This is a genomic window from Paenibacillus sp. E194, from assembly GCF_000935845.1.
Taxonomy (GTDB): Bacteria; Bacillota; Bacilli; order Paenibacillales; family Paenibacillaceae; genus Paenibacillus_B; species Paenibacillus_B alvei_B.
In genome coordinates this window covers 17,518-37,096 of the sequence record NZ_JMDX01000033.1, presented here as the reverse complement: position 1 = coordinate 37,096, position 19,579 = coordinate 17,518, and the positions used below count along the sequence as shown (strand labels likewise).

At 43.6% G+C, this 19,579-nt stretch carries 22 protein-coding genes, 1 tRNA gene and 1 pseudogene; 16 read left to right on the top strand and 8 right to left on the bottom strand.

Annotated elements, in window-relative coordinates:
• A partial coding sequence (locus AZ66_RS07065) for an oxidoreductase (RefSeq protein ID WP_044354189.1) occupies positions 1-565 on the bottom strand: 565 nt, incomplete at its 3' end.
• Between the two features lie 106 nt (positions 566-671).
• Positions 672-1,625 carry an alpha/beta hydrolase gene (locus AZ66_RS07060; protein WP_044354188.1) on the bottom strand — a complete coding sequence of 318 codons (954 nt, stop codon included), beginning with the start codon at positions 1,623-1,625 and terminating at the stop codon, positions 672-674.
• A 159-nt stretch (positions 1,626-1,784) separates the two neighbouring features.
• On the opposite strand from AZ66_RS07060, the gene AZ66_RS07055 reads away from it, so the two are divergent.
• Together AZ66_RS07055 and AZ66_RS07050 are read left to right on the top strand one after the other, a co-directional pair.
• Entirely contained in the window at positions 1,785-2,276 is a 492-nt protein-coding gene (locus tag AZ66_RS07055) for a GAF domain-containing protein (protein WP_044354186.1), read from the top strand.
• A 157-nt stretch (positions 2,277-2,433) separates the two neighbouring features.
• Positions 2,434-2,508: transfer RNA gene (locus AZ66_RS07050), tRNA-Thr, on the top strand.
• 81 nt (positions 2,509-2,589) lie between these two features.
• Here the strand turns inward: AZ66_RS07050 and AZ66_RS31270 are convergent.
• Positions 2,590-2,760: a hypothetical protein gene (locus AZ66_RS31270; RefSeq protein ID WP_231586765.1), complete on the bottom strand. Its 171-nt coding sequence runs from the start codon at positions 2,758-2,760 to the stop codon at positions 2,590-2,592.
• A 25-nt stretch (positions 2,761-2,785) separates the two neighbouring features.
• On the opposite strand from AZ66_RS31270, the gene AZ66_RS07045 reads away from it, so the two are divergent.
• The 6 genes from AZ66_RS07045 (at position 2,786) to AZ66_RS07020 (ending at position 6,756) form a co-directional block, all read left to right on the top strand.
• Positions 2,786-3,295 carry a hypothetical protein gene (locus AZ66_RS07045; RefSeq protein WP_231586764.1) on the top strand — a complete coding sequence of 170 codons (510 nt, stop codon included), beginning with the start codon at positions 2,786-2,788 and terminating at the stop codon, positions 3,293-3,295.
• 102 nt (positions 3,296-3,397) lie between these two features.
• Positions 3,398-4,051, top strand: coding sequence for an Mbeg1-like protein (locus AZ66_RS07040; RefSeq protein ID WP_044354185.1), 654 nt, complete (start codon positions 3,398-3,400; stop codon positions 4,049-4,051).
• A 1,330-nt stretch (positions 4,052-5,381) separates the two neighbouring features.
• Positions 5,382-5,633 carry a WGxxGxxG family protein gene (locus AZ66_RS07035; RefSeq protein ID WP_044354183.1) on the top strand — a complete coding sequence of 84 codons (252 nt, stop codon included), beginning with the start codon at positions 5,382-5,384 and terminating at the stop codon, positions 5,631-5,633.
• Position 5,634: 1 nt separating this feature from the next.
• Positions 5,635-6,153 carry a DUF3231 family protein gene (locus AZ66_RS07030; protein WP_044354181.1) on the top strand — a complete coding sequence of 173 codons (519 nt, stop codon included), beginning with the start codon at positions 5,635-5,637 and terminating at the stop codon, positions 6,151-6,153.
• A 130-nt stretch (positions 6,154-6,283) separates the two neighbouring features.
• Complete coding sequence (locus AZ66_RS07025; protein ID WP_052648422.1) at positions 6,284-6,484, top strand: hypothetical protein; 201 nt, start codon at positions 6,284-6,286, stop codon at positions 6,482-6,484.
• Positions 6,481-6,756 (top strand): YolD-like family protein, encoded by a 276-nt coding sequence (locus tag AZ66_RS07020; RefSeq protein ID WP_044354178.1) that lies wholly within the window; start codon positions 6,481-6,483, stop codon positions 6,754-6,756. Before AZ66_RS07025 ends, AZ66_RS07020 begins: the two co-directional genes overlap by 4 nt.
• 292 nt (positions 6,757-7,048) lie before the next feature.
• Here the strand turns inward: AZ66_RS07020 and AZ66_RS07015 are convergent, their stop codons facing one another.
• Together AZ66_RS07015 and AZ66_RS33725 are read right to left on the bottom strand one after the other, a co-directional pair.
• Entirely contained in the window at positions 7,049-7,909 is an 861-nt protein-coding gene (locus tag AZ66_RS07015; RefSeq protein ID WP_044354177.1) for an Mbeg1-like protein, read from the bottom strand.
• Between the two features lie 564 nt (positions 7,910-8,473).
• On the bottom strand, positions 8,474-8,962 hold the full coding sequence (locus AZ66_RS33725) for a site-specific integrase (protein ID WP_442950274.1): 489 nt from the start codon (positions 8,960-8,962) through the stop codon (positions 8,474-8,476).
• On the opposite strand from AZ66_RS33725, the gene AZ66_RS29660 reads away from it, so the two are divergent.
• Both AZ66_RS29660 and AZ66_RS06995 read left to right on the top strand, forming a co-directional pair.
• Entirely contained in the window at positions 8,943-9,656 is a 714-nt protein-coding gene (locus AZ66_RS29660; protein WP_052648421.1) for a copper amine oxidase N-terminal domain-containing protein, read from the top strand. The two genes, AZ66_RS33725 and AZ66_RS29660, sit on opposite strands and share 20 nt — an antisense overlap.
• A gap of 585 nt (positions 9,657-10,241) precedes the next feature.
• Positions 10,242-10,610 (top strand): annotated as a pseudogene (locus tag AZ66_RS06995) (NPCBM/NEW2 domain-containing protein); the annotation flags it as partial.
• A 155-nt stretch (positions 10,611-10,765) separates the two neighbouring features.
• Here AZ66_RS06995 and AZ66_RS06990 read toward each other — a convergent pair.
• The 3 genes from AZ66_RS06990 to AZ66_RS06980 form a co-directional block, all read right to left on the bottom strand.
• Positions 10,766-11,395: a pilus assembly FimT family protein gene (locus tag AZ66_RS06990; protein WP_044354174.1), complete on the bottom strand. Its 630-nt coding sequence runs from the start codon at positions 11,393-11,395 to the stop codon at positions 10,766-10,768.
• 103 nt (positions 11,396-11,498) lie between these two features.
• Positions 11,499-11,843, bottom strand: a complete 345-nt coding sequence (locus AZ66_RS06985; protein WP_044354173.1) for a hypothetical protein — start codon at positions 11,841-11,843, stop codon at positions 11,499-11,501.
• A gap of 106 nt (positions 11,844-11,949) precedes the next feature.
• A complete protein-coding gene (locus AZ66_RS06980) occupies positions 11,950-12,150 on the bottom strand; it encodes a hypothetical protein (protein WP_044354171.1) in 201 nt (66 codons plus the stop codon).
• 537 nt (positions 12,151-12,687) lie between these two features.
• Here AZ66_RS06980 and AZ66_RS06975 point away from each other — a divergent pair.
• The 6 genes from AZ66_RS06975 to AZ66_RS06950 all read left to right on the top strand — a co-directional run bounded on the left by AZ66_RS06975 (position 12,688) and on the right by AZ66_RS06950 (position 19,480).
• Positions 12,688-13,449 carry an N-acetylmuramoyl-L-alanine amidase gene (locus AZ66_RS06975; protein WP_044354169.1) on the top strand — a complete coding sequence of 254 codons (762 nt, stop codon included), beginning with the start codon at positions 12,688-12,690 and terminating at the stop codon, positions 13,447-13,449.
• 296 nt (positions 13,450-13,745) lie between these two features.
• The gene (locus AZ66_RS06970) at positions 13,746-15,449 is read left to right on the top strand and encodes a peptide-binding protein (RefSeq protein ID WP_197081661.1); all 1,704 of its coding nucleotides are present in this window, start codon (positions 13,746-13,748) and stop codon (positions 15,447-15,449) included.
• Positions 15,450-15,565: 116 nt separating this feature from the next.
• Entirely contained in the window at positions 15,566-16,534 is a 969-nt protein-coding gene (locus AZ66_RS06965) for an ABC transporter permease (protein ID WP_044354167.1), read from the top strand.
• Positions 16,531-17,511, top strand: a complete 981-nt coding sequence (locus tag AZ66_RS06960) for an ABC transporter permease (protein WP_021256267.1) — start codon at positions 16,531-16,533, stop codon at positions 17,509-17,511. The genes AZ66_RS06965 and AZ66_RS06960 overlap by 4 nt, the downstream gene beginning before the upstream one ends.
• Positions 17,478-18,485: an ABC transporter ATP-binding protein gene (locus AZ66_RS06955; protein ID WP_044354166.1), complete on the top strand. Its 1,008-nt coding sequence runs from the start codon at positions 17,478-17,480 to the stop codon at positions 18,483-18,485. Before AZ66_RS06960 ends, AZ66_RS06955 begins: the two co-directional genes overlap by 34 nt.
• Positions 18,482-19,480 carry an ABC transporter ATP-binding protein gene (locus tag AZ66_RS06950; RefSeq protein WP_021261305.1) on the top strand — a complete coding sequence of 333 codons (999 nt, stop codon included), beginning with the start codon at positions 18,482-18,484 and terminating at the stop codon, positions 19,478-19,480. Before AZ66_RS06955 ends, AZ66_RS06950 begins: the two co-directional genes overlap by 4 nt.
• Positions 19,481-19,579: the final 99 nt, after the last annotated feature.

Genomic DNA, 19,579 nt, shown 5'->3' with positions numbered 1-19,579 from the left:
CTGTGCTTCCGCCATACATGTCCATGCGCTGGTTCGTAAGCGGGGAGAGGAATTCGTTGATCAGGTAGCCATGAGCACCATGGATTTCTACGATATCAAAGCCTGCTTCCTTCGCTCTGCGTGCGGCTTCTGCAAATGCCTTCACCGTCCGGCGAATCTGCTCCTGCGACATTTCTTCTGGCACTGCGTATTCCTCGCTAAATGCAATTGCCGATGGGGCAATTGCGCCTGGAACGGTAGCCTTGCGGCCTGCATGGGCAAGCTGGATTGCGATCTTACTGCCATGGGAATGTACCAGATCAGTAAGCTTGCGAAGGCCCGCAATCTGATCGTCGCTCCAAATTCCTAAATCACGAGCACTGATACGACCTTCTGGTGTGACGGCAGTCGCTTCCACGATAATAAGCCCGACTTGCCCAACTGCACGAGAGGCATAATGGACCAAGTGCCATTCCGTTACTTTGCCATCTTCATCATCACATGCATACATGCACATCGGAGACATAGCAATCCGGTTCGGGATTGTAACTCCTCCGATCGTTATCGGTTCAAACAAGCGAGACATGTGTAAGTATCCCTCCATCTCCATTGGCACTAGATCATTGATCATTCACTCATGACTATTATACGCCCGTCCAGACAGCAGGCACAAATGACGGACTGTTGAACCTTTATTTATTGACAAGCTTAGAGGCTTGCTTTGTTTGCTTCGTTAGCCATGACAGGCAATCCGCGGTGATCTCGTCGCGGTTCGTTTCATTGAGCAGTTCATGGCGTGCGCCCGCATAGAGCTTGCATTCGACTTGTTCCAGACCAAGTTGTCCATATAGATCCGCCAGCTTGCGGACACCCTTGCCATAGTTGCCTACCGGATCTTCATCTCCAGCAATAAGCAGCATAGGCAACTGCTTAGGAATGCGGTTCATGACCTCAGGACGATGGATATTGCGCAGCAGCTTGAAGAAGTCGCGATAGAATCCGACCGTGCTTAAGAATCCACAGTAAGGATCTGCAACATACTTATCGACTTCGTCCAGATCGCGGCTTAACCAGTCTACCTGTGTGCGAGCTGGCTTGAATTTGCGATTGAAGCTGCCGAACGCCATCTTATCGATGAAGGTACTGCGATGGCGAGATCCCTTCATGGAAGCGATCAACTTCGTAACGCCGACACCTGCTAGCAGCTCAGGGCCGCGAGGGCCATTGCTTCCGCAAAGGATGACGCCGTCTATCAGGCTCGCATGTTCTGTTATATATTGCTGAGCGAGGAAAGAGCCCATGCTATGAGCGAACAGAAACAGTGGAATATCGCCATTCTGCTCTCGAATCATCTTGGTGAGCTGCGCCATATTGCGCACCATCCACGTGAATCCGTCCTCGCCAACATAGCCCAAGTCCTGCTCTGTTGCTGCCGTATTGCCATGACCACGATGATCATTGGCGTATACGATATAACCGGCAGCCGTAAGCTCTTCGGCAAATCGCTCATAGCGAATCGCTGTTTCGGTCATCCCATGAGCGATTTGTACCACGCCTCGAACCTCAACTGTGTCCTCGGGCATCCAGTGATAGACATGTATTCGTACTTGTTCTTCATCTATTAATTGAAAGGTGTTCGTTCTCATCAGATTGCCTCCTCATCGGCATTTGTTCCGTTACCCTTTTCTTACATTATATCGAGAGCTTTGAAACGAAAGCTACGTTATTTTCTAACTGCATCATACACGGAATTTATTCCACTATGGTATGATACATAACAAATAGGACTGAGGGAGGCGGTACAGATGTTCACACCGACACTATATACTGGCGATAGAGCCAAGGATTATCCGATTATCAATGGACAGCTGTCCGCATTAATCGCAGGTGAGCCGAATTTCATTGCAAATTTGTCCAATGCAGCTGCGCTATTGTGGCATGGGCTTAAGGATATTAACTGGGCTGGATTTTACCTAATGGATGAGGAGAAAGGGGAGCTTGTGCTCGGGCCGTTCCAAGGACTACCTGCATGTGTAAGAATTCCGCTTGGCCGCGGCGTGTGCGGAACGGCGGCGAAGGAGCAGCGTACAGTAATTGTGCCGGATGTTCATGCATTTCCCGGACATATTGCCTGTGATGCAGCGTCACGCTCCGAAATTGTTGTCCCACTGATGAAAGAAGGCAAGCTCATCGGGGTACTCGATATCGATAGCCCGATAACGGATCGCTTCAATGAACAGGATCAAGAAGCGTTGGAGAAGTTGGTCAATGCGCTTTTAGCAGAGAGCCAATTGTAGACGTTTCGATTGGATGCGGAAAATAGAAGATGGTGCTGCATGGAGGGACGTGGTTCTAGAATACCTCTGCAGCACCATATAGTAAATATAGGTAAATTTATTTTAGTGTTGAAACAATAATTTGACTTCTCTATAATATTTGGTATCAACAAAATTTGCTGGTGTAGCTCAGGGGTAGAGCAACGCATTCGTAATGCGTGGGTCGGGGGTTCAATTCCCTTCTCCAGCACCATGTAATGTCGATAACGGCGCGGTTTCCGAGCAATCGGATGCCGCGCTTTTCCCTTTTTTAAGTGCTTCATCTACCATTCATCTACCCTTTATCCAGATAAAGTGGATTTTCAGCCTCTATTTTCGTTCCTGTAATCGAATCTCCTATACTGCGAAGAACTGCCTCCTGCATGTTCGGCAAGACATGTGAATAGGTATCTAACGTGACATATAGCGTGAGTATGCCGAAGCTATCATATCCATTTCTGTTCAAAACAACCAGCCCGTAAAGGGTGGACGTGGAGAATACGTCGGGTTGGGAGAATGCCAAGTATGCCCGTGGCACATTGGTGTGGGATGCAGCTGCCCGCCGCTATAGCACCCAGGTTGTTCGTTCTGCTGATGAGCTGAAGGTGTCTGACCATAGCCGATACTGGGCTCAGAGCGGTATCTCGATCTCGTTGCGGGACGTTGCAAATTGGCAGAAAATAGCCCGACAGCAGAACATGCCTAACATTAGCGGTAAAGTGTTTCGGACTGCTCTCGTTTATGGATCATCCTTGAATCTTTGGATGATCGTAACGAATACAGCATGTACAGTTTCGGATTTCCGGGCAGCTATCAAGCAGAAGATCGGCAGCGGCACGTTTGTGGACGGAATCTTTTTGGACGGCTCCGGTTCCTCACAGATGATTTATGGAGCTGTGAAACTGCGCGGTGACGGTCGGACGGTGTACTCAGTCGTTTCGATTTGTAATTACTTGAAAAGAAATTGTGATTATCTGTATAAATTAAAGGAATCAATGTGAGGTTATTGTAAGGTGAAATTAAAAGGCAAAATTAACCATCTGTAGAATAAGATTAGTATTCCATTTATTAGATGGAAAATAAAAACAAGGTGGTCGGGGGTCTTGAAGAGGATTACATTATTTTCACTTGTTGTAGTTATGTTTTTTTCTTTGTTATCCAGTTTTAATGTTGGTTCTGTAGAGGCTGGTGACAGAAGCTATGCAAGTACACTAGAAATGGTTAAATTGAGTCACTATTCTTATTTTAATCTCGAAACTGGTTTATTGGGCGAGTATTTAAACAAACCAGGAAAAAAAGCCTTGCTGAACGAACTAAATTCTTTAAGTAAGAACTACGATAAAAGAATCACCACTTTCGATACAATGAGGGATTGGGTAGTAGTTGACCGGATGGGAGATAGCGATCTAGGGTTCTTTGGTATTGCATTTAAAAATCCACGGGTAAATGAAATTGTTATAGCTTTCCGCGGTACACATGACATTTTAGATATTAAACAAGATTATGATTTAACAATGAATCGGGTCAGTGCTAGGGAGCAGTTGGGTCCAGCACAAATTTTTGTAAAGGGAGTGGCGAATAAATACAGGGGCAATAAAATATCGCTAACAGGCCACTCACTGGGCGGTTGGATCGCTCAGTATATGGTCTATAGAATAGAAGAATATGGACTTATTGACAACCGTGTACTTAAAAATGTCGAGACATTCAATGCTCCGGGATATTGGGATCCTAGCAGAAGCAAAAAAATATGCTAGTTTAATCAAAGATATACATTGGGATAGAGTAACGAGATATAGAGATCCGATTAATTTTATTGTTCTAGGAGATCTAGTCAGTGACGTACTGTTCGATGGGCACATAGGAAGGAAAAGAAAGCTAAATCCTTCAGGATATGATGGAAGGCATAGTATTAAAAGTTATTATGCTCAACCATATAGGGCAAACGGTAATTTGTAAAAATAATAATATTTCTTAACACTTCAACGCCCATTAACGTCATCTCACTTCGGTGGGCATTTTCCTTATTATAAAAATCGATATTTCTACATTTCCTCACGATTCCCTCCGGTTATTTATGCAAAAACTCCAACCGCGAGTTCTGGTATTCCGTGCCTATCGCCGATATAAGCAGATTTCATTAAAATAGTCGCGGGAACGGGTGACATCTCCTCATTAGCCTACATAAATTGTAATAATTCCCATTCCCGATCCCGACACCATGGTTTTCTTCAGGTGAAAATTTATTAGTTAAGGAGGGTGGATAGCTGTTGGATCTTCATAATATACCTCACCTCTAAGAAGATCTCCTTTTATAGTAGTTCCTCCGCAAAGTTGTGCAGAAATTTTTCCACCTAAACCGTATCCAACTGTAAATGGACCAACAGGAGCTACAGGATCCACAGGGGCGACAGGAGTCACGGGAGCAACAGGTATTTTTCAACAGTTCCAAGTATCTGAAAATAATCCAAATACCTCTGGTAGTTCAGCAATCGCAATAACCAGTGTTGCAACTACATTAAAAACAATGACAGGAGTTAATGCAGGAAGCTGCATTTGGTTAACAGGAATTGTTGGCTGGCAAGATGCATCAGGTAATAGCGTTCTCCAATTACAAGTCTTGCGCTGTTCGACTATTATTTTCAGTATTAATGAACATGGAACTGGGACTAACCGATTTGGTGCAACAAGTATTAATCACGTTGATCTTACCCCTGGTACTGGTAGTGTCTCATATTCTTTAGAAGCATTAACTATAACAGGTTCAGCTACTGCAGTTGGAGCAATTACACTAACTGGAGCTATGTTCCAGCCTCAATGAAAAAATAAGTGCAGTTGAGGAATGAATCCCACGGCACTTATTTTTTTTATTATGGTGTGAGCGAAATTAGTCAGAATAGCTTTCAAAAGTTTCATTTTGAAAAAGACCATCTATTTCCTTCCCTTCTGACTGTGCCAAAAACCATTTATTTCACGTGGTAATCTTCCCAAAAGTCTATTTTGAAAACAAGTATAAAAATAAACTGGGTAACAGAATATATACTTGTATGTTTTCAAATCTTCTGACGAATGATTGGAGTGTCCTGAATGAAGAGATTACTGTTAGTTATTGGTTTCGTTGGATGTCTGATGTTGAATACAGCCCCAGCATCTGCAGAGCGAATGGATAGTCCCTATGGTGAAACAAACATGAATACAAACACAAACACAAGCACAAACAATTACAGAGCTACTGCAACAGATGATAATCGCCGTGGATTTGATTGGGGATGGTTAGGTCTTTTAGGTTTATTCGGCTTAGCAGGTGCCAGAAATCGTTCACGAGAAGGAGTGAAATGAATTGGGAATTTTAAGCGGTAACCCTAAAGATGAACCCCTACACTACGGAGAAATATTTGATGTATGGGCATTTTCAACAAAGGCTAAAGGGTGTGTCTCCGTTTATCGGGCTTACATTAACCATGCTGGGGACAAGGATCTCAAAAGATTATTAGATGATTTAGTAAATCAAGCGGAGCTTGAAGCTAAGGAATGCGATCAAATTTTAATCGATAATGGGATAGCACCTAGTCCATACCCACCTGAGAGACCAGAAGCTAAACTTGAGGAAATACCGATTGGGGCTCGACTTGCGGATCAAGAAATTGCTCCATTAATTGCTGCTGATACAGCTGCAGGCATGGTGGTTTGCAGCCAAGTAATGGGGAAATCCATTCGGGAAGACATTGGTGCATTATTTGGAAAGTACCATATGACGAAAGCAGCTCTTGGATTGAAGATTCTAGAAATGAGCAAAGAAAAAGGTTGGTTGGTGCCGCCACCGCTGCATATAATGAGACCAGAGAATCCAGAAAAATAATTTTAAGGCACCGCAGAATCCTAAGTCGATAATAATCCCCTCACTTTACTAGTTGGGGGATTATTTAACGCTGTCAAACGAACATACATTCGCATATAATAAGAACAAACGTTCTTATGAGGTGATGACATTGCATCTGGAACATTACATTGGTCGGGAAATTGAAATCATTTATGAAGATAGGCGTGGTGAGATTACACAGCGCCGTATCGTGGTGCGCAGTATAAGGGATGGCGTGCTGCATGCAACCTGTATGAAGGCGAAGGCGTGGCGACCATTTCGCCTAGAACGAATACTTTCATGGCAGCCAGTCAAGGGGAGAACAGCATGAGTAAACTTCAAGGCAATGGTATATGGGAGTCAAGTCGGATGATGTTACCCGAACATAAAATAATTATATTAAGACATCAACAGGAGTCCGGGCGACGTAGCCGTCCTGTATTAGATGAGCAAGAGTGGGAACGAATAGGGACTCGATTACAACAGTCTATGGTCGAACGAGAACTAGTCACAGTTCAGGTATTCGATCCTTTTGAATGCAAAATGGCTATTGGCGTTGTAGTGGATATAGACGTTCCCAGAAGACGTGTTAAACTGCAGTAAGATGATGAATGCCCTTGGATTGGAATAGAAGATATAATCGAGGTGTTCTAAATGGAGGAAACCAAAATAGCCGCTAAATGCGTACCTTTGAGCTTGGAAAATGAGCTGCGGCACAGTGAAACTGCGTGGAGATGGAAGGACGATATACTCAATCGTGTACGTCTAAAAGAAGACGAGCCGTAGGGGGGATCCTACGGCTCTTTTTGCTCTTTAACTACTTTAATTGTTTATTCCTCTTAGTTAGCAATATTGGGATTTGTTAGAATCCACTAAATCCATTAATTAATAATAATTAGTATTGCAATATCCCCGTACCGGTATATTTCATACCATAAAAACCCAAAATCGAGTGAACATTGTGGTATCCTTGTTTTCCTAATTTTATAGTCTTACCAATATGTCCGTTAAAAGCTATGTGACTAACTGGGTCACCAATTGTTACATAATTTAAAGGTTTATTGTATTTTATAACTTTTGACCAATCTCCTTTTGCTATTAAAGCATTGTAAGCTTCTTGTCCCCTAAGGTTAGGGTTCCAAAAACCGGGAGCGTTAAATGTCTCTGCGTTTAGTAATCTTGATTTAGGAATTAAATTCCTTTCGTTGATATGATATACAATGTTTTGAGCAAGCCAACCACCTAGTGAATGGCCAGTCAGCGTAATTTTTTCGTAAGGAAATTCTCTAGCTATACGTTGCACAAACGCCTTAGCAGGCACTACCTGTTTGTTTCTCCCTTTATTATCTAGAGCCATGTCGATATCCGTATTTATATCTCTTAAGTCACTCGTTCCCCGAAATGCTATCACAACTTCATTTTTACGATTATTTCTAAATGCTACTGCATCCATCCCGGTTGGGTCGTTAGTGGAAGCCAAAATAGACCACTTCCCCATATCTTCAAACGAAGTTATTTTTTTGGGATAATCCAACTTATCGATTTCTTTTTTTAAAGAAATTAAGGCTGGGTTCTTCGGGTTAATATTTTGTAACTGTCCTTTCGTATTACCTAAAAAGTACGCATAATGACTCAGTTTCATCAACTCTAAGGTACTAGCGTACCCCGAGGCAGCATAGCTTGTACCCACTTTGAAACTTGACAACAAAGATAGAGACATAACAGTGATGAGAAACATTAGTGAAATCTTTTTCAAAACATTAACCTCCATTTTTGAATATAGTTCGCAGTTCACCTTGTGTTTTGGTTATAGTGAATTGCTATATAAGCATACAAGGATTGTTGTAAGCATAGTACTAGACAATGATGACAATATTCCGTATTAATATGACATTCTTTAATATCATTTTTATAAACAATAAAACGACTACAAAGAACGCTAAAGAAGCTGCTGCCAGTAGAAAACGATGACAGCTTGCGCTTAGGTGTTTTATCAATGTCCACTAAATGGGGTCTTGACCAATGTTCTGGATCTTCTTTTTTTCATCTACCTAATCATCTACCAATTCATCTACCAATTCATCTACCGATGTAGAAACCCAACCAGAACCATAGAAGAACATATTTATTAGAAATAAGCTTACTACAGGCATAGAAGACCATAGAAGATCATCGAGGATTATCGGGAAACGCATTCGTAATGCGTGGGTCGGGGGTTCAATTCCCTTCTCCAGCACCATGTAATGTCGATAACGGCGCGGTTTCCGAGCAATCGGAGATCGCGCTTTTCCCTTTTCTAGGGCTGACTTCTAACATTCTTCTAACCTTTATCCAGATAAAGTGGATTTTCAGTCTCTATTTTCGTTCCTGTAATCGAATCGCCAATACTGCGTAGAACTGCCTCCTGCATGTTTGGCAACACATGTGAGTAGGTATCAAGTGTTACGTTGATAGACGAATGGCCAAGACGTTCTTGAACGATTTTAGGGTGTATACCTGCTTTCAATAGCAGTGTGGCGTGAGTATGCCGAAGATCATGAAATCGTATCCTAGGGAAATCAGGATGTTCATTTTGTTTCTCAAAATGCTTCTCCAACAATATCACTGTGTTAGGGAACAGAGAGATATCTCGTTCGCTACTGTAGCTCTTCGTGTCGTCAAAATCATAGACGTAAATTAGAGGACGTTTACGCCCTGAAAACGATGATCGATAAAGATGTAATTTATCAATAAGTGTGATATCATCATTCTGGGAATTTCGTCCAATAGTATATTTTAGGAGGTTTACAATGAAGAAAAAGCTGGTCATTTTTGTATCACTTGTTTTTGCTCTTACCTCTTTGTTAATTGGGGGAGCATTTGCTAGTGGGAAAATTTCAATTGTTGTAAACGGTCAAACAGTACCTACTGACGTTTCGCCTCGCAATGTTGATGGAAGAGTCATGGTTCCTATTAGTACGATTTCTAAGGCATTAGGTGCTGGTGTGACTTGGGATTCTAAAAAACAAACAGTAATTATTAATCAGAAAAACGGAACTTCGGTTTCTACTCCTGATCTATGGAATGAAAAATTAAATCTGTCTGGGGGACAATGGGCAGACATCGTATCTTTAATTAATAAGTATTTCGTTACATATGATTCAAGGGATGAAGAAGCTTGGAAAAAAACAATAGCCTCCAGTTACTTGGATAACGGTTCAATCGAACTACCAGGAGGAGGAGTATATCCTTCCATTTTAGAACTGAAAATAGTAGATGCTAAAAAAATTGTAGATGCTAAAAGAAAAGGAGAAGGTAGGAGCGACGGAGACCAATACAAATTACGTGTAAAAGTAGTTCATTACATGAACTTATCCACACCGTTTGTGGCTGAATGGGACTTTGATGTAGCTCCGTATATGAGCAAAGGATACCTAATAGATTATGCAAACATAATCAGTGATACCCAATTAAAGAATTATACCGTTTTCCCTGGTTTAACATTCCAGGATGTTTCTGAATAAATATTATATTTATGATATGTAATGAACCCCATGCTTATCGGAAAATTTCCTATAAGCTATGGGGTTTCCTTTATTTCAGCGTACTTTCGCTAGTTATTTCTTACAGATTTGGAACATATCACAACACAGTGCAAACTAAAGGATGTAACTGGTCGAAGATCATTCAGAGTGCATGACCAAGGAGAATTAATGAATTGGAAATGTCTCGTATTGGCAGTCTATTTGAGTTATGGTAGTCATTATTTTCAACGCTAAGCAGGTTCTTGTTCTGTTTATTCCTTTGAGATACTTAAATGAACCTTCCAAAGACTACAGAGATACGTAAATTGAAGTGGGGCCTGCCACAAAGGTATTCGTTGTGCCCCAAGCAAGCAGATTTCCGTCGTTTATAATTTGTGGATATTAAGGAGCGGATATCCGCGACCATCGCCCCGAAGGGCTAGGTTTAGGCTGGTATCTCTCCAGCCATCTTCAGGCGGTAAATCATCTCTTTTTAAGTAACATTGCTAGTGTTACTAAGCTAATAAGAAGTGTTGAACTTGTAATAGTTAAGGTGATGGCCCTAGTGGTTCAAGCGTTAATTTTAATCAAAACCCGTACAGCAATAAAATTGAAATTGCAGGAGATAAGTTCCAAAAAGGAATTGTTTTTAATCTTAGCTTTATGAACAACAAAAGTACCTCTATTGACTATAACTTAAATGGAAAATATAAAAAGCTATCAACTTTTATTGGTGTAGATGATGTAACGAAAAATTCTAATAGAGTAGTTACCTTTCGCTTTATTGGCGATGGAACTGAATTGGCTTCATTTGAAAATGTAACAGGCGGAGATAACCCTAAACCTGTAAATATTGATGTGGGCGGGGTACTTAAGCTTCAAATTGTGGCCGAACCAGGAAATGTTTTTGAGTCTACGTGGGCAGCACTCGCAGAGCCTAAATTGTTTCAATAACATGCATAAATGTTACTTTATCTATCTAAACAGAATTAATAAAAGAGAGGGTCATCGAATAGCATTTCTCGTTGACTCTCTCTTTTTTGAATGATCTGATTTCTCAGTTCAGCGGATTGCAGAAGCTAGAGGTGTTTTACCTAAGCTCAAAGATACTATTTCTTAACAGGCGTAAACACACCATTATGATAAGTTCCAAGATCATAGTTGTGGATCGTAATGGTATGCGTAAGCTCATTCCAATCTGGTGCAACGGCATCCATGCTGTACATTTCCAGACACCACTCATATTGATCTTGCGCTGCTTGCATGAACGTGGTTACAACATTGTTCAATTCCTTATCAGATAGAGTGAACTTCCCAGACCCCGCATATTTATTGTTAAATTCGGGCTGAGTGCGAACGTCTATGGTCGTGCCGCTCGTTCCTTTGCGATAGACGATATCGTCGAAGTAGATTTTATCCAATATCAAATGATCGGATACGACGTTTTCCTCCATGTCATGCTGAATATTTGCATACAAGAGATTGTTCTGCAGTTGATTGATCGTAAATCCCTGTTTGCTGTTGTCTCTTTTTAGTTCCTCATAGTCCGCTTGCAATTTAGAGAAGGATTGCTGCAGCTTCTCTGCGGCATCATTCACTTTATTGCTTTGTACCCAGGCAAAGATAGATACGGCGATTGCACAACATGCTGCAAGGATTGACATTATTACAATACCAGAAGAAAGGAATCTTCCATTAGTTGTAGACTCTGATTGCTTAAGTATCCACTTATCATCCATTTCTATTTTCTCCTATCATATAACTTCCTTTGTGAGATGATTGATTTCGATTACAGGAAAAAACCCGTAGGACAGCTACGGGCGCATAGTCGATATCATACATTTATTTTGGAATTTTATTGGTGACGACCATTAAATGTGTGTACGTTCCACCAGACTCGTTCTCAACTTCTGCCCGCCCCGTTACTAGCCCAGAAATCGTAACCTCATCGCCAACTTCGATGTCTCCGCTTGGAACAAGGCTAAAAAAATCAACAATGACATCATCATCGGTGACAATAATAATCTCCGAGCGAACAGGAATTTCGTCGCTTGGTGGGTAATCAGTGACGACGTTCACTTCACCAGTGAATTTCACTAATTTCCCATAGTAGTCCCATGGAGTCTTATGTACCTTAGCGGGTACAACTTTCCCGGATACTGGAAGCTTCTCTCCCGTCAACAGCAAGTCCGTTGCAAACGCTACATTGCCATTTGTCTTCGCATCTGGATCGGCTATGTTCCAAGTTGTATTGGCCTCAGACTGTTCCGTTTCTGCGGCTAGAGCTGCTTCTTCAGCAGCTTTTTTTCTGCGGCTTCTTTATCGGCCTTTTCTTTTTTAATTTGTCGGCTTCTGCTTTTAATTTTTCATTCTCTTCTTTTAGTTTCTGCTGCTCTGCAACCGATTCTTTCGGAGCACTTGAGTCTTTTCCACTGCAAGCAGTGAGCATCGTGAAGCTGGAGGCAATAAGTAAAATAATAGCTAATTTCTTCAAGCGTGCATCTTCCTTTCGTTATTCCCTTAAAGAGGGAGAGTAGCCGAAGCAAGTCGCTAGACTTATTCGATTAAATATGAGCCAATTGTACCATTTTCCATTTTTGGGGCGAACTTATTTAATGTTTATTTCACTATAAACTGGGAATATGCATTCAATTTCTGACCTATTTTCTATCGTTTCGACATTAATATGTAGGAGTGATGATAGGTGAGCGATGCACCGTAGTACAAAGGGTATAGTCGGCGTTACCAGAACAAGAACTTCAAAGTTGTTCATTGTAATGTGTCTCGGACAAGCTATATCAGCCGGACAATTGCCAGAGTCAAGCTTCTATGAAAGTACGTATGCTTTACTATAGAAGATTTGCGACGGCATTTCTAACTTAGGGTGATTCTCCTATATACAATCCATATGCGGCAATGATCCAAGCGGCGTTCAAATCCTATGAACGCTTTTTGGTGATAGATCAACTCTCGCAGCATGCATGCAAGTCTTCTAGGAGTAACACATTATGCAGAAGCGAGATGATGAACCATGAGCATCGTCATTCAACAACGTCTGATTCCAGATGGCAGTCCGAACAAGCCGAGCAAGCCTATGACACCCCAGTGGATTACAATCCACAACACGGACAATACAAGCGGAACAGCGGAATCACACGCGCACTATTTATTAGATGGAAGCGGTGGGAGACAAGCATCATGGCACTATACGGTGGATGACAAGGATATCTATCAGCATCTGCGTGATAATGAGCAGGGATGGCACGCGGGTGATGGCAATGGACCTGGCAACACGACAAGCATTGCCATTGAGGTATGCATGTATACGGGCATGAATCAAGATGTGGCTTGGAATAACGCTGCGTGGCTCGTGGCAACACTGATGTTGCGCTATAAGCTTACGATTGATCAAGTTGTGCCGCATAAGAAATGGTCGGGCAAGCAGTGCCCTTCGCAAATTCTCCCGTACTGGAGCCAGTTCATAAACTTAATTAAGGGGCAGGTACAGAAACTTCAAAATGGAATTCGCATTCTAGTCAATGGACAAGAAGCAGCGCAGGGAATATTGAAGAATAATGTCGTATACGGTCCGATTCGTGATATAGCGACAGCATTGGGTCTTTCTGTTGGATGGGACAATACGACGAAGGTCGCGTATCTCAACAATATCGCTCAGCCGAATAGCATCATTCTGAATGGCAGTGCCTATGTACCGGTTCGAGCAATTGCCGAATCCATAGGGGCCAGCGTCACATGGAATGGAACGGAGAGAATTGTCAGCATCCAGCGCTAGGATAAGAAGGAATAGGATCGTAAAAAAATGCATGCGTATCTCGTATACCATAGGTTAATTTATTGGGGTAAAGTGGTGAAGGGGCGAATATCGCCTCTTTTTCCTTTCTATATAGTCTTATTAAACAAAGTAACCAGCAAAATGAAAAATATAATTGTGAATTATAAATATTTTCCATCATTTTACTACCTGTAAGATGATTCAAATGATACAATGTTTAGGAAAATATATCCTTCACAAAAATATCGAAAATGAGAGAGGGGAATTATGTGGCAAAAAAGAAATGGATGACATTTATGCTGCTCTTGGTACTAATGGGATCGCTGTTATCAGCGTGCGGTGGTTCAAGTACAACAACGAATCCTCCAAAGGATGAACCCAAAAATACCGAACCAGCGAAAACGGAAGAGCCAGCGAAGGAGAATACGGCTCAGACGCCGAAAGATGGAGGTACAATCACGTTAGGTACCTTCTCGGATATCGTTTCGGTAAACCCATTGTACGTAAGTGATACTTCATCCGGGGATGCTGAAATCTTGATCTTCTCCAGCCTGTACGATCTTGACCGTCAAGCGAACGTAGTCGTAGAGCCTTGGTCTCTCGCGGCTGAGCCTCCTCAAATCAGTGAAGACTTGAAGACCTACACGGTCAAATTGAAGCCAGAAGCCAAATGGAGCGACGGCCAACCAGTAACAGCGGATGATTTGATCTTTACCATTAATACGGTACGCAACCCAGAAGTAGGTTCCCCAGGTATTAGCCAATTCGAACATGTCGAATCGGTAACGAAGATCGATGGACACACTGTTCAGATCAAGTTAAAGCAAGTATTTGCCCCATTCCTCTACTCTCTTAGACTTAAACCAGTGCCATATCACATCTTGAAGGATGTTCCGATTACAGAATTGAAGAAGCATCCATACGGTTCCAAACCAGAGCAGACTATAACGAACGGTCCTTGGAAATGGACGGAATGGAAGCAAAAACAATACTTAAGCTTCGACGCAGACCCGAACTACTGGGGAGCGAAAAAACCTCACATCCAGAAAGTCATCTACAAAATCTACGCAGATCAAAATACAGAAGTGCAAGCTCTCATCAAGGGAGATGTCGACTCTGTATCAGCGATTCCAGTCACCCAACTAGCAGCTGTTCAAGCTCGCGACAACCTCAACGTCATCTTGGCACCAGGACCACTCTACGAATACATGGGCTTCAACTTTAACAAAATGAACTTCGATAATAAAGAAAGCTTCTTTGCTGGACAGAAGACAAGACAAGCGATCGCTCACGCGCTTAACCGCCAAGGCATGGTCGACAATATCCTTAAGGGAACAGGTAAGTTGATGAACTCGCCATTCCTGCCAGGCTCATGGGCAGATCCAGCCGAAACTGCAGTAGTTTATAACTATGATGTGGAATTGGCGAAGAAGCTGCTGGCTGAAGATGGATGGAAGGCTAGCACTGAAGGTGGCATTTTGGAGAAGAACGGCGTCAAGTTCTCCTTCGAACTTCAATACAATACAGGTAATAGCCGCCGCGAACAGGTTGCTGCTGTTATCCAACAGAACTTGAAAGATATCGGCATTGAAGTGAATCCGAGAGGCGTTGACTTCGCTGCTTGGCAAGAGCAGAACATTGTACCGGGTAAATTCCAAGCTATCTTGGCGGCATGGTCATTAAATGATCCAGATCCGAACGCAGAAAGCATTCTCTCCTCAAAGTTCTTCCCGCCGAACCAAAATTCGGGTTGGTATAAAAACGAAAAACTCGATCAATTGTGGGTAAAAGGTTACTCTGTCGCTGATCAAAACGAGCGTAAGAAAGTTTACGCAGAGATCGGTAAAGAAATCACAACGGATCTTCCTTATGTATTCATGTATCAATATGGTACACCACAGGGCTTGAACCCTCGTGTGAAATATGCGGAAGAAGACAGACCTGAACCAGGACTCGCATATGGATACATGTTCCGCATGATCAACTGGTGGGTAGAATAAAATACCAAGCACAGGTTGAATATGCATGATGAGGGGAGGGGGTTGCTTGCCCCTTCCTCTTTTATATGGATGTGCTAATACATGAATTCACACGATACGATTTAGGAGGATTTCCTATGACGGAGTATCTGATCCGCCGTGTACTACAGTCACTCTTAGTGCTGTTTTTGATCTCCATCGTTACCTTTGGACTCATTCATGCAGCACCAGGAGGTCCGACGCAAATCTTTCTATCGCCGGGACTGTCTCAGGAAGCGGGTAAAATACAGGCGAAAAATCTCGGCTTGGATAAGCCGATTCATATCCAATATATTCGCTGGGTGGGAGACCTGTTGAAGGGTGATTTGGGGAAAACCTTCAAGAATAACCTCCCAGTAGGTGATATACTCTGGCCGACAGTGAAGAATACTGTTGTTCTGATGAGCGTTGCATGGCTGCTCTCCTTAATCATTGCGATCCCCTGGGGAATATACAATAGTACGAGAGAGTATGGATTATCCGATCAGACAGCTTCATTTATTTCGTATGTTGGGTTTGCAATGCCGCATTTCTGGTTCGGTATTCTTTTGCAGAGTTATTTTTCTATTAAATTGGACTGGCTTCCCTTATCCGACATGTATTCGATGGGGAAAGAGGGCGATATTCAGGATTTATTCATGCATTTGATTCTGCCTGTAACGGTTCTTACATTAGGTTTCTTGGCTTCTTATGTGAAATATTCCCGATCCAGTATGCTTGAGGTGCTAGGACAGGACTACATTCGAACAGCGAGAGCGAAGGGAATGAAGGAGAGAAGAGTCATTGCCCGTCATGCTCTGCGGAATGCACTTATCCCAATTATCACAATTCTTGGCTTGGATCTGCCAATTCTCATTGCGGGAGCAGCCATTACAGAGAGTGTGTTTAACTGGCCGGGAATGGGGCGGCTGTTCGTCGATATGGCAGTGTCACGTGAGTATTCCGTTCTCATGGCGATTACGCTCATTACAGCGGTTATCGTCGTTATTGGCAACTTGATAGCGGACATTCTGTATGCCATTGTTGATCCGCGCGTTCAATTGGGCAAAGGGGGCATGTCGGCATGAGTACAGCGAGTTTGCAGGATGCTCAGCTCGAACCGGATAAGACCCGTGGGACAGGCCCTCATAAGTCGGAGAAGCCGACAAGTATGACCTTAATGGCATGGAAGAAATTTTTGAGCAATCCATTTGCAGTGGTTGGAGCCATCGTCCTATTGTTCTTTGTCGCCATTGCTGTATTTGCCAAATATATTGCCCCGTATGACCCAGCAGCGATCGATATGTTGAAGTCAAGTTTGCCATCGGGCACTCCTGGTCATCCGCTTGGAACGGATGAATTGGGAAGGGACATCTTGTCACGGCTTATCTATAGCAGTCAAGTGTCGTTATCAGTCGGCTTTTCTGTTGCCTTTATCTCGGTTGTCATCGGCACGATCATCGGCTCGATTTCCGGATATTTCGGTGGCTGGATCGATACGATTTTCATGAGATTTGTTGACGTTATGAACTCTACTCCAACCTTGTTCCTGAATATCTTGGTACTCGCCATCTTCGGCGCGAAGTTCAGCTACATGATATTGATTCTGAGCTTTACAAGCTGGATGGGCTCGGCAAGACTTGTAAGAGGAACATTTCTGCAACTGCGGGAGATGCAGTATGTGGAAGCGGCAAGGGCGATCGGTGTGTCCAGTTGGGGGATTATCGGCAGGCATTTGCTTCGCAATGCCACGGCTCCTATTATCGTAAACGCTACCTTAATGGTAGGCGGGGGAATCCTTGCTGAGTCAGGATTATCTTATCTCGGTTTAGGGGTACAGCTTCCTGATACGAGCTGGGGATTGATGCTTAGCAACGCACAGCAATTCATGCTTGTCGATCCTACGCAAGCGCTTTATCCAGGAGCATGTATTTTTATTGTCGTGCTGGCGGTCAATTTTATTGGTGACGGAATCCGTGATGCATTTGACCCACGCAAGAAAGAGAAAATTCCACGTAGGAGGGTGCAGCAATGGCGGGAAAACTTCTTGAAGTCCAAAATCTGACCACAGGCTTTGTGACGGAGCAGGGCATTGCGAAGGCAACAGATCGGATATCTCTTAGCGTGGAGAAGGGTAAAACACTCTGTATTGTAGGTGAATCCGGCAGTGGTAAGAGTGTCGCCTCTCTTTCGATTATGCGATTGATCGACTATGCAGGAGGAACTATTTTCGAAGGCAGCATTCGTTTTAATGGCGAGGATCTGTCAACCAAATCACAAAAGGAAATGATCAACGTTCGTGGGGAAAAGATTTCGATGATCTTCCAAGATCCGATGTCGGCGCTTAACCCGGTATTTACGATTGGCGATCAAATTGCAGAAAGTTTGCAGCTTCACCAGAAGCTAAGCAAGAAGGAATGTTGGGATCGGGCGATTGACATGCTGCGCATGGTCGGGATTCCGGATCCGGAAATGCGAGCGAAGCAATACCCGCACGAGATGTCCGGAGGTATGCGGCAGCGGGTTGTTATCGCGATGGCACTCGTATGCAAGCCAGAGCTGCTTATTGCGGATGAGCCTACAACTGCGCTGGATGTTACCGTTCAGGCGCAAATTCTTGATCTGCTGCAGCGCCTTCAGCAAGAACTTGGCATGGCGATTGTGCTGATTACCCATGATATGGGCGTGGCTGCGGAGATGGCTGATCGCATTGCGGTTATGTATGCCGGTAAGATTGTGGAGGAAGGCAGCGTTGAAGAAATATTTGATCATCCTTCCCATCCATATACAGTAGGTCTTTTGAATTCGATTCCGGGTTTGGAAGGAGCAAGAGGCGAGGAGTTATACACGATTCCGGGAACAATCCCGAGTATCAACAACCTGCCTTCGGGCTGCCGCTTCAATCCACGCTGTGCGAAGGTGGAGGAGAAATGTCGGCATCACGAGCCTACGCTAGGGGAAATCCGAAGTAGTCATCAGGTGGCATGTTGGCTGTACGACAGCGATAATGACGGACAATCCGAGGTGAAGCGCGCATGATGGATCAATCATTGATTGAAGTTCGCAACCTGAAGAAGTATTTTCCGATCAAGACGGGTCTCTTCAACCGGGTGGTTGGTCATGTTAAGGCTGTAGACGATGTTACCTTTAGTATTACCAGAGGGGAAACGTTCGGTCTCGTCGGCGAATCGGGCTGCGGCAAATCAACACTAGGTAGAGCTATTCTTCAATTACAGAAGCCAACAAGCGGTGCTGTATTCTTTGACGGGAAGCAGATACAAGGGATGAATCCGAAGCAGCTGCGGTTGATGCGGCAGGATATGCAGATTATATTTCAAGATCCGTTCGGTTCCTTGAATCCCCGTATACACATTCGAGATATTATTGGAGAGCCGCTTCGTGTGCACCATAAGGCATCTTCCAGTGAAATCGATAAGCGTGTAGTGGAGTTGATGGAGCTGGTCGGATTGGATCCAGTCCGACGCAACCGTTATCCGCATGAATTCTCAGGTGGTCAGCGCCAACGGATAGGCATCGCTCGATCGATTGCGCTTAATCCGAGCTTTATCGTAGCAGATGAAGCCGTATCGGCGCTGGATGTGTCCGTTCAATCCCAGGTGCTGAACCTGCTCATGAAGCTGCAGAAGGAACTGGGACTGACCTTCCTCTTTATCGCGCACGGTCTGAATGTGGTACGCCATATTTCTGATCGAATCGGGGTCATGTATCTTGGTAAATTAGTCGAAGTGGCACGCACAGAGGATTTGTTTGCGAATCCTAAGCATCCGTACACCGCGGCACTGTTGTCAGCGATTCCTAGACCGAATCCGCACTATAAGAAGGAGCGAATTGTCCTGCAGGGAGATGTGCCATCACCGGCGAACCCGCCTTCTGGGTGCCGCTTCCATCCGCGATGTGCCTTCGCTCAAGAGAAGTGCCGACTCGTAGCGCCGGAGCTGGAGACGGTTGGCTCAGACCGGCAAGTGGCTTGCCACTTCCCATTGGAAGCAGCTCCAGCATCGATTTTGGCATAATAGAATATACCCATAAAGGCCAGCCCAGTGTACCGTGTGGTTATTACGGCATTGTGGGGGGGACTTATATAATGCTTCTTTCTTGCTGAACACGCTTCT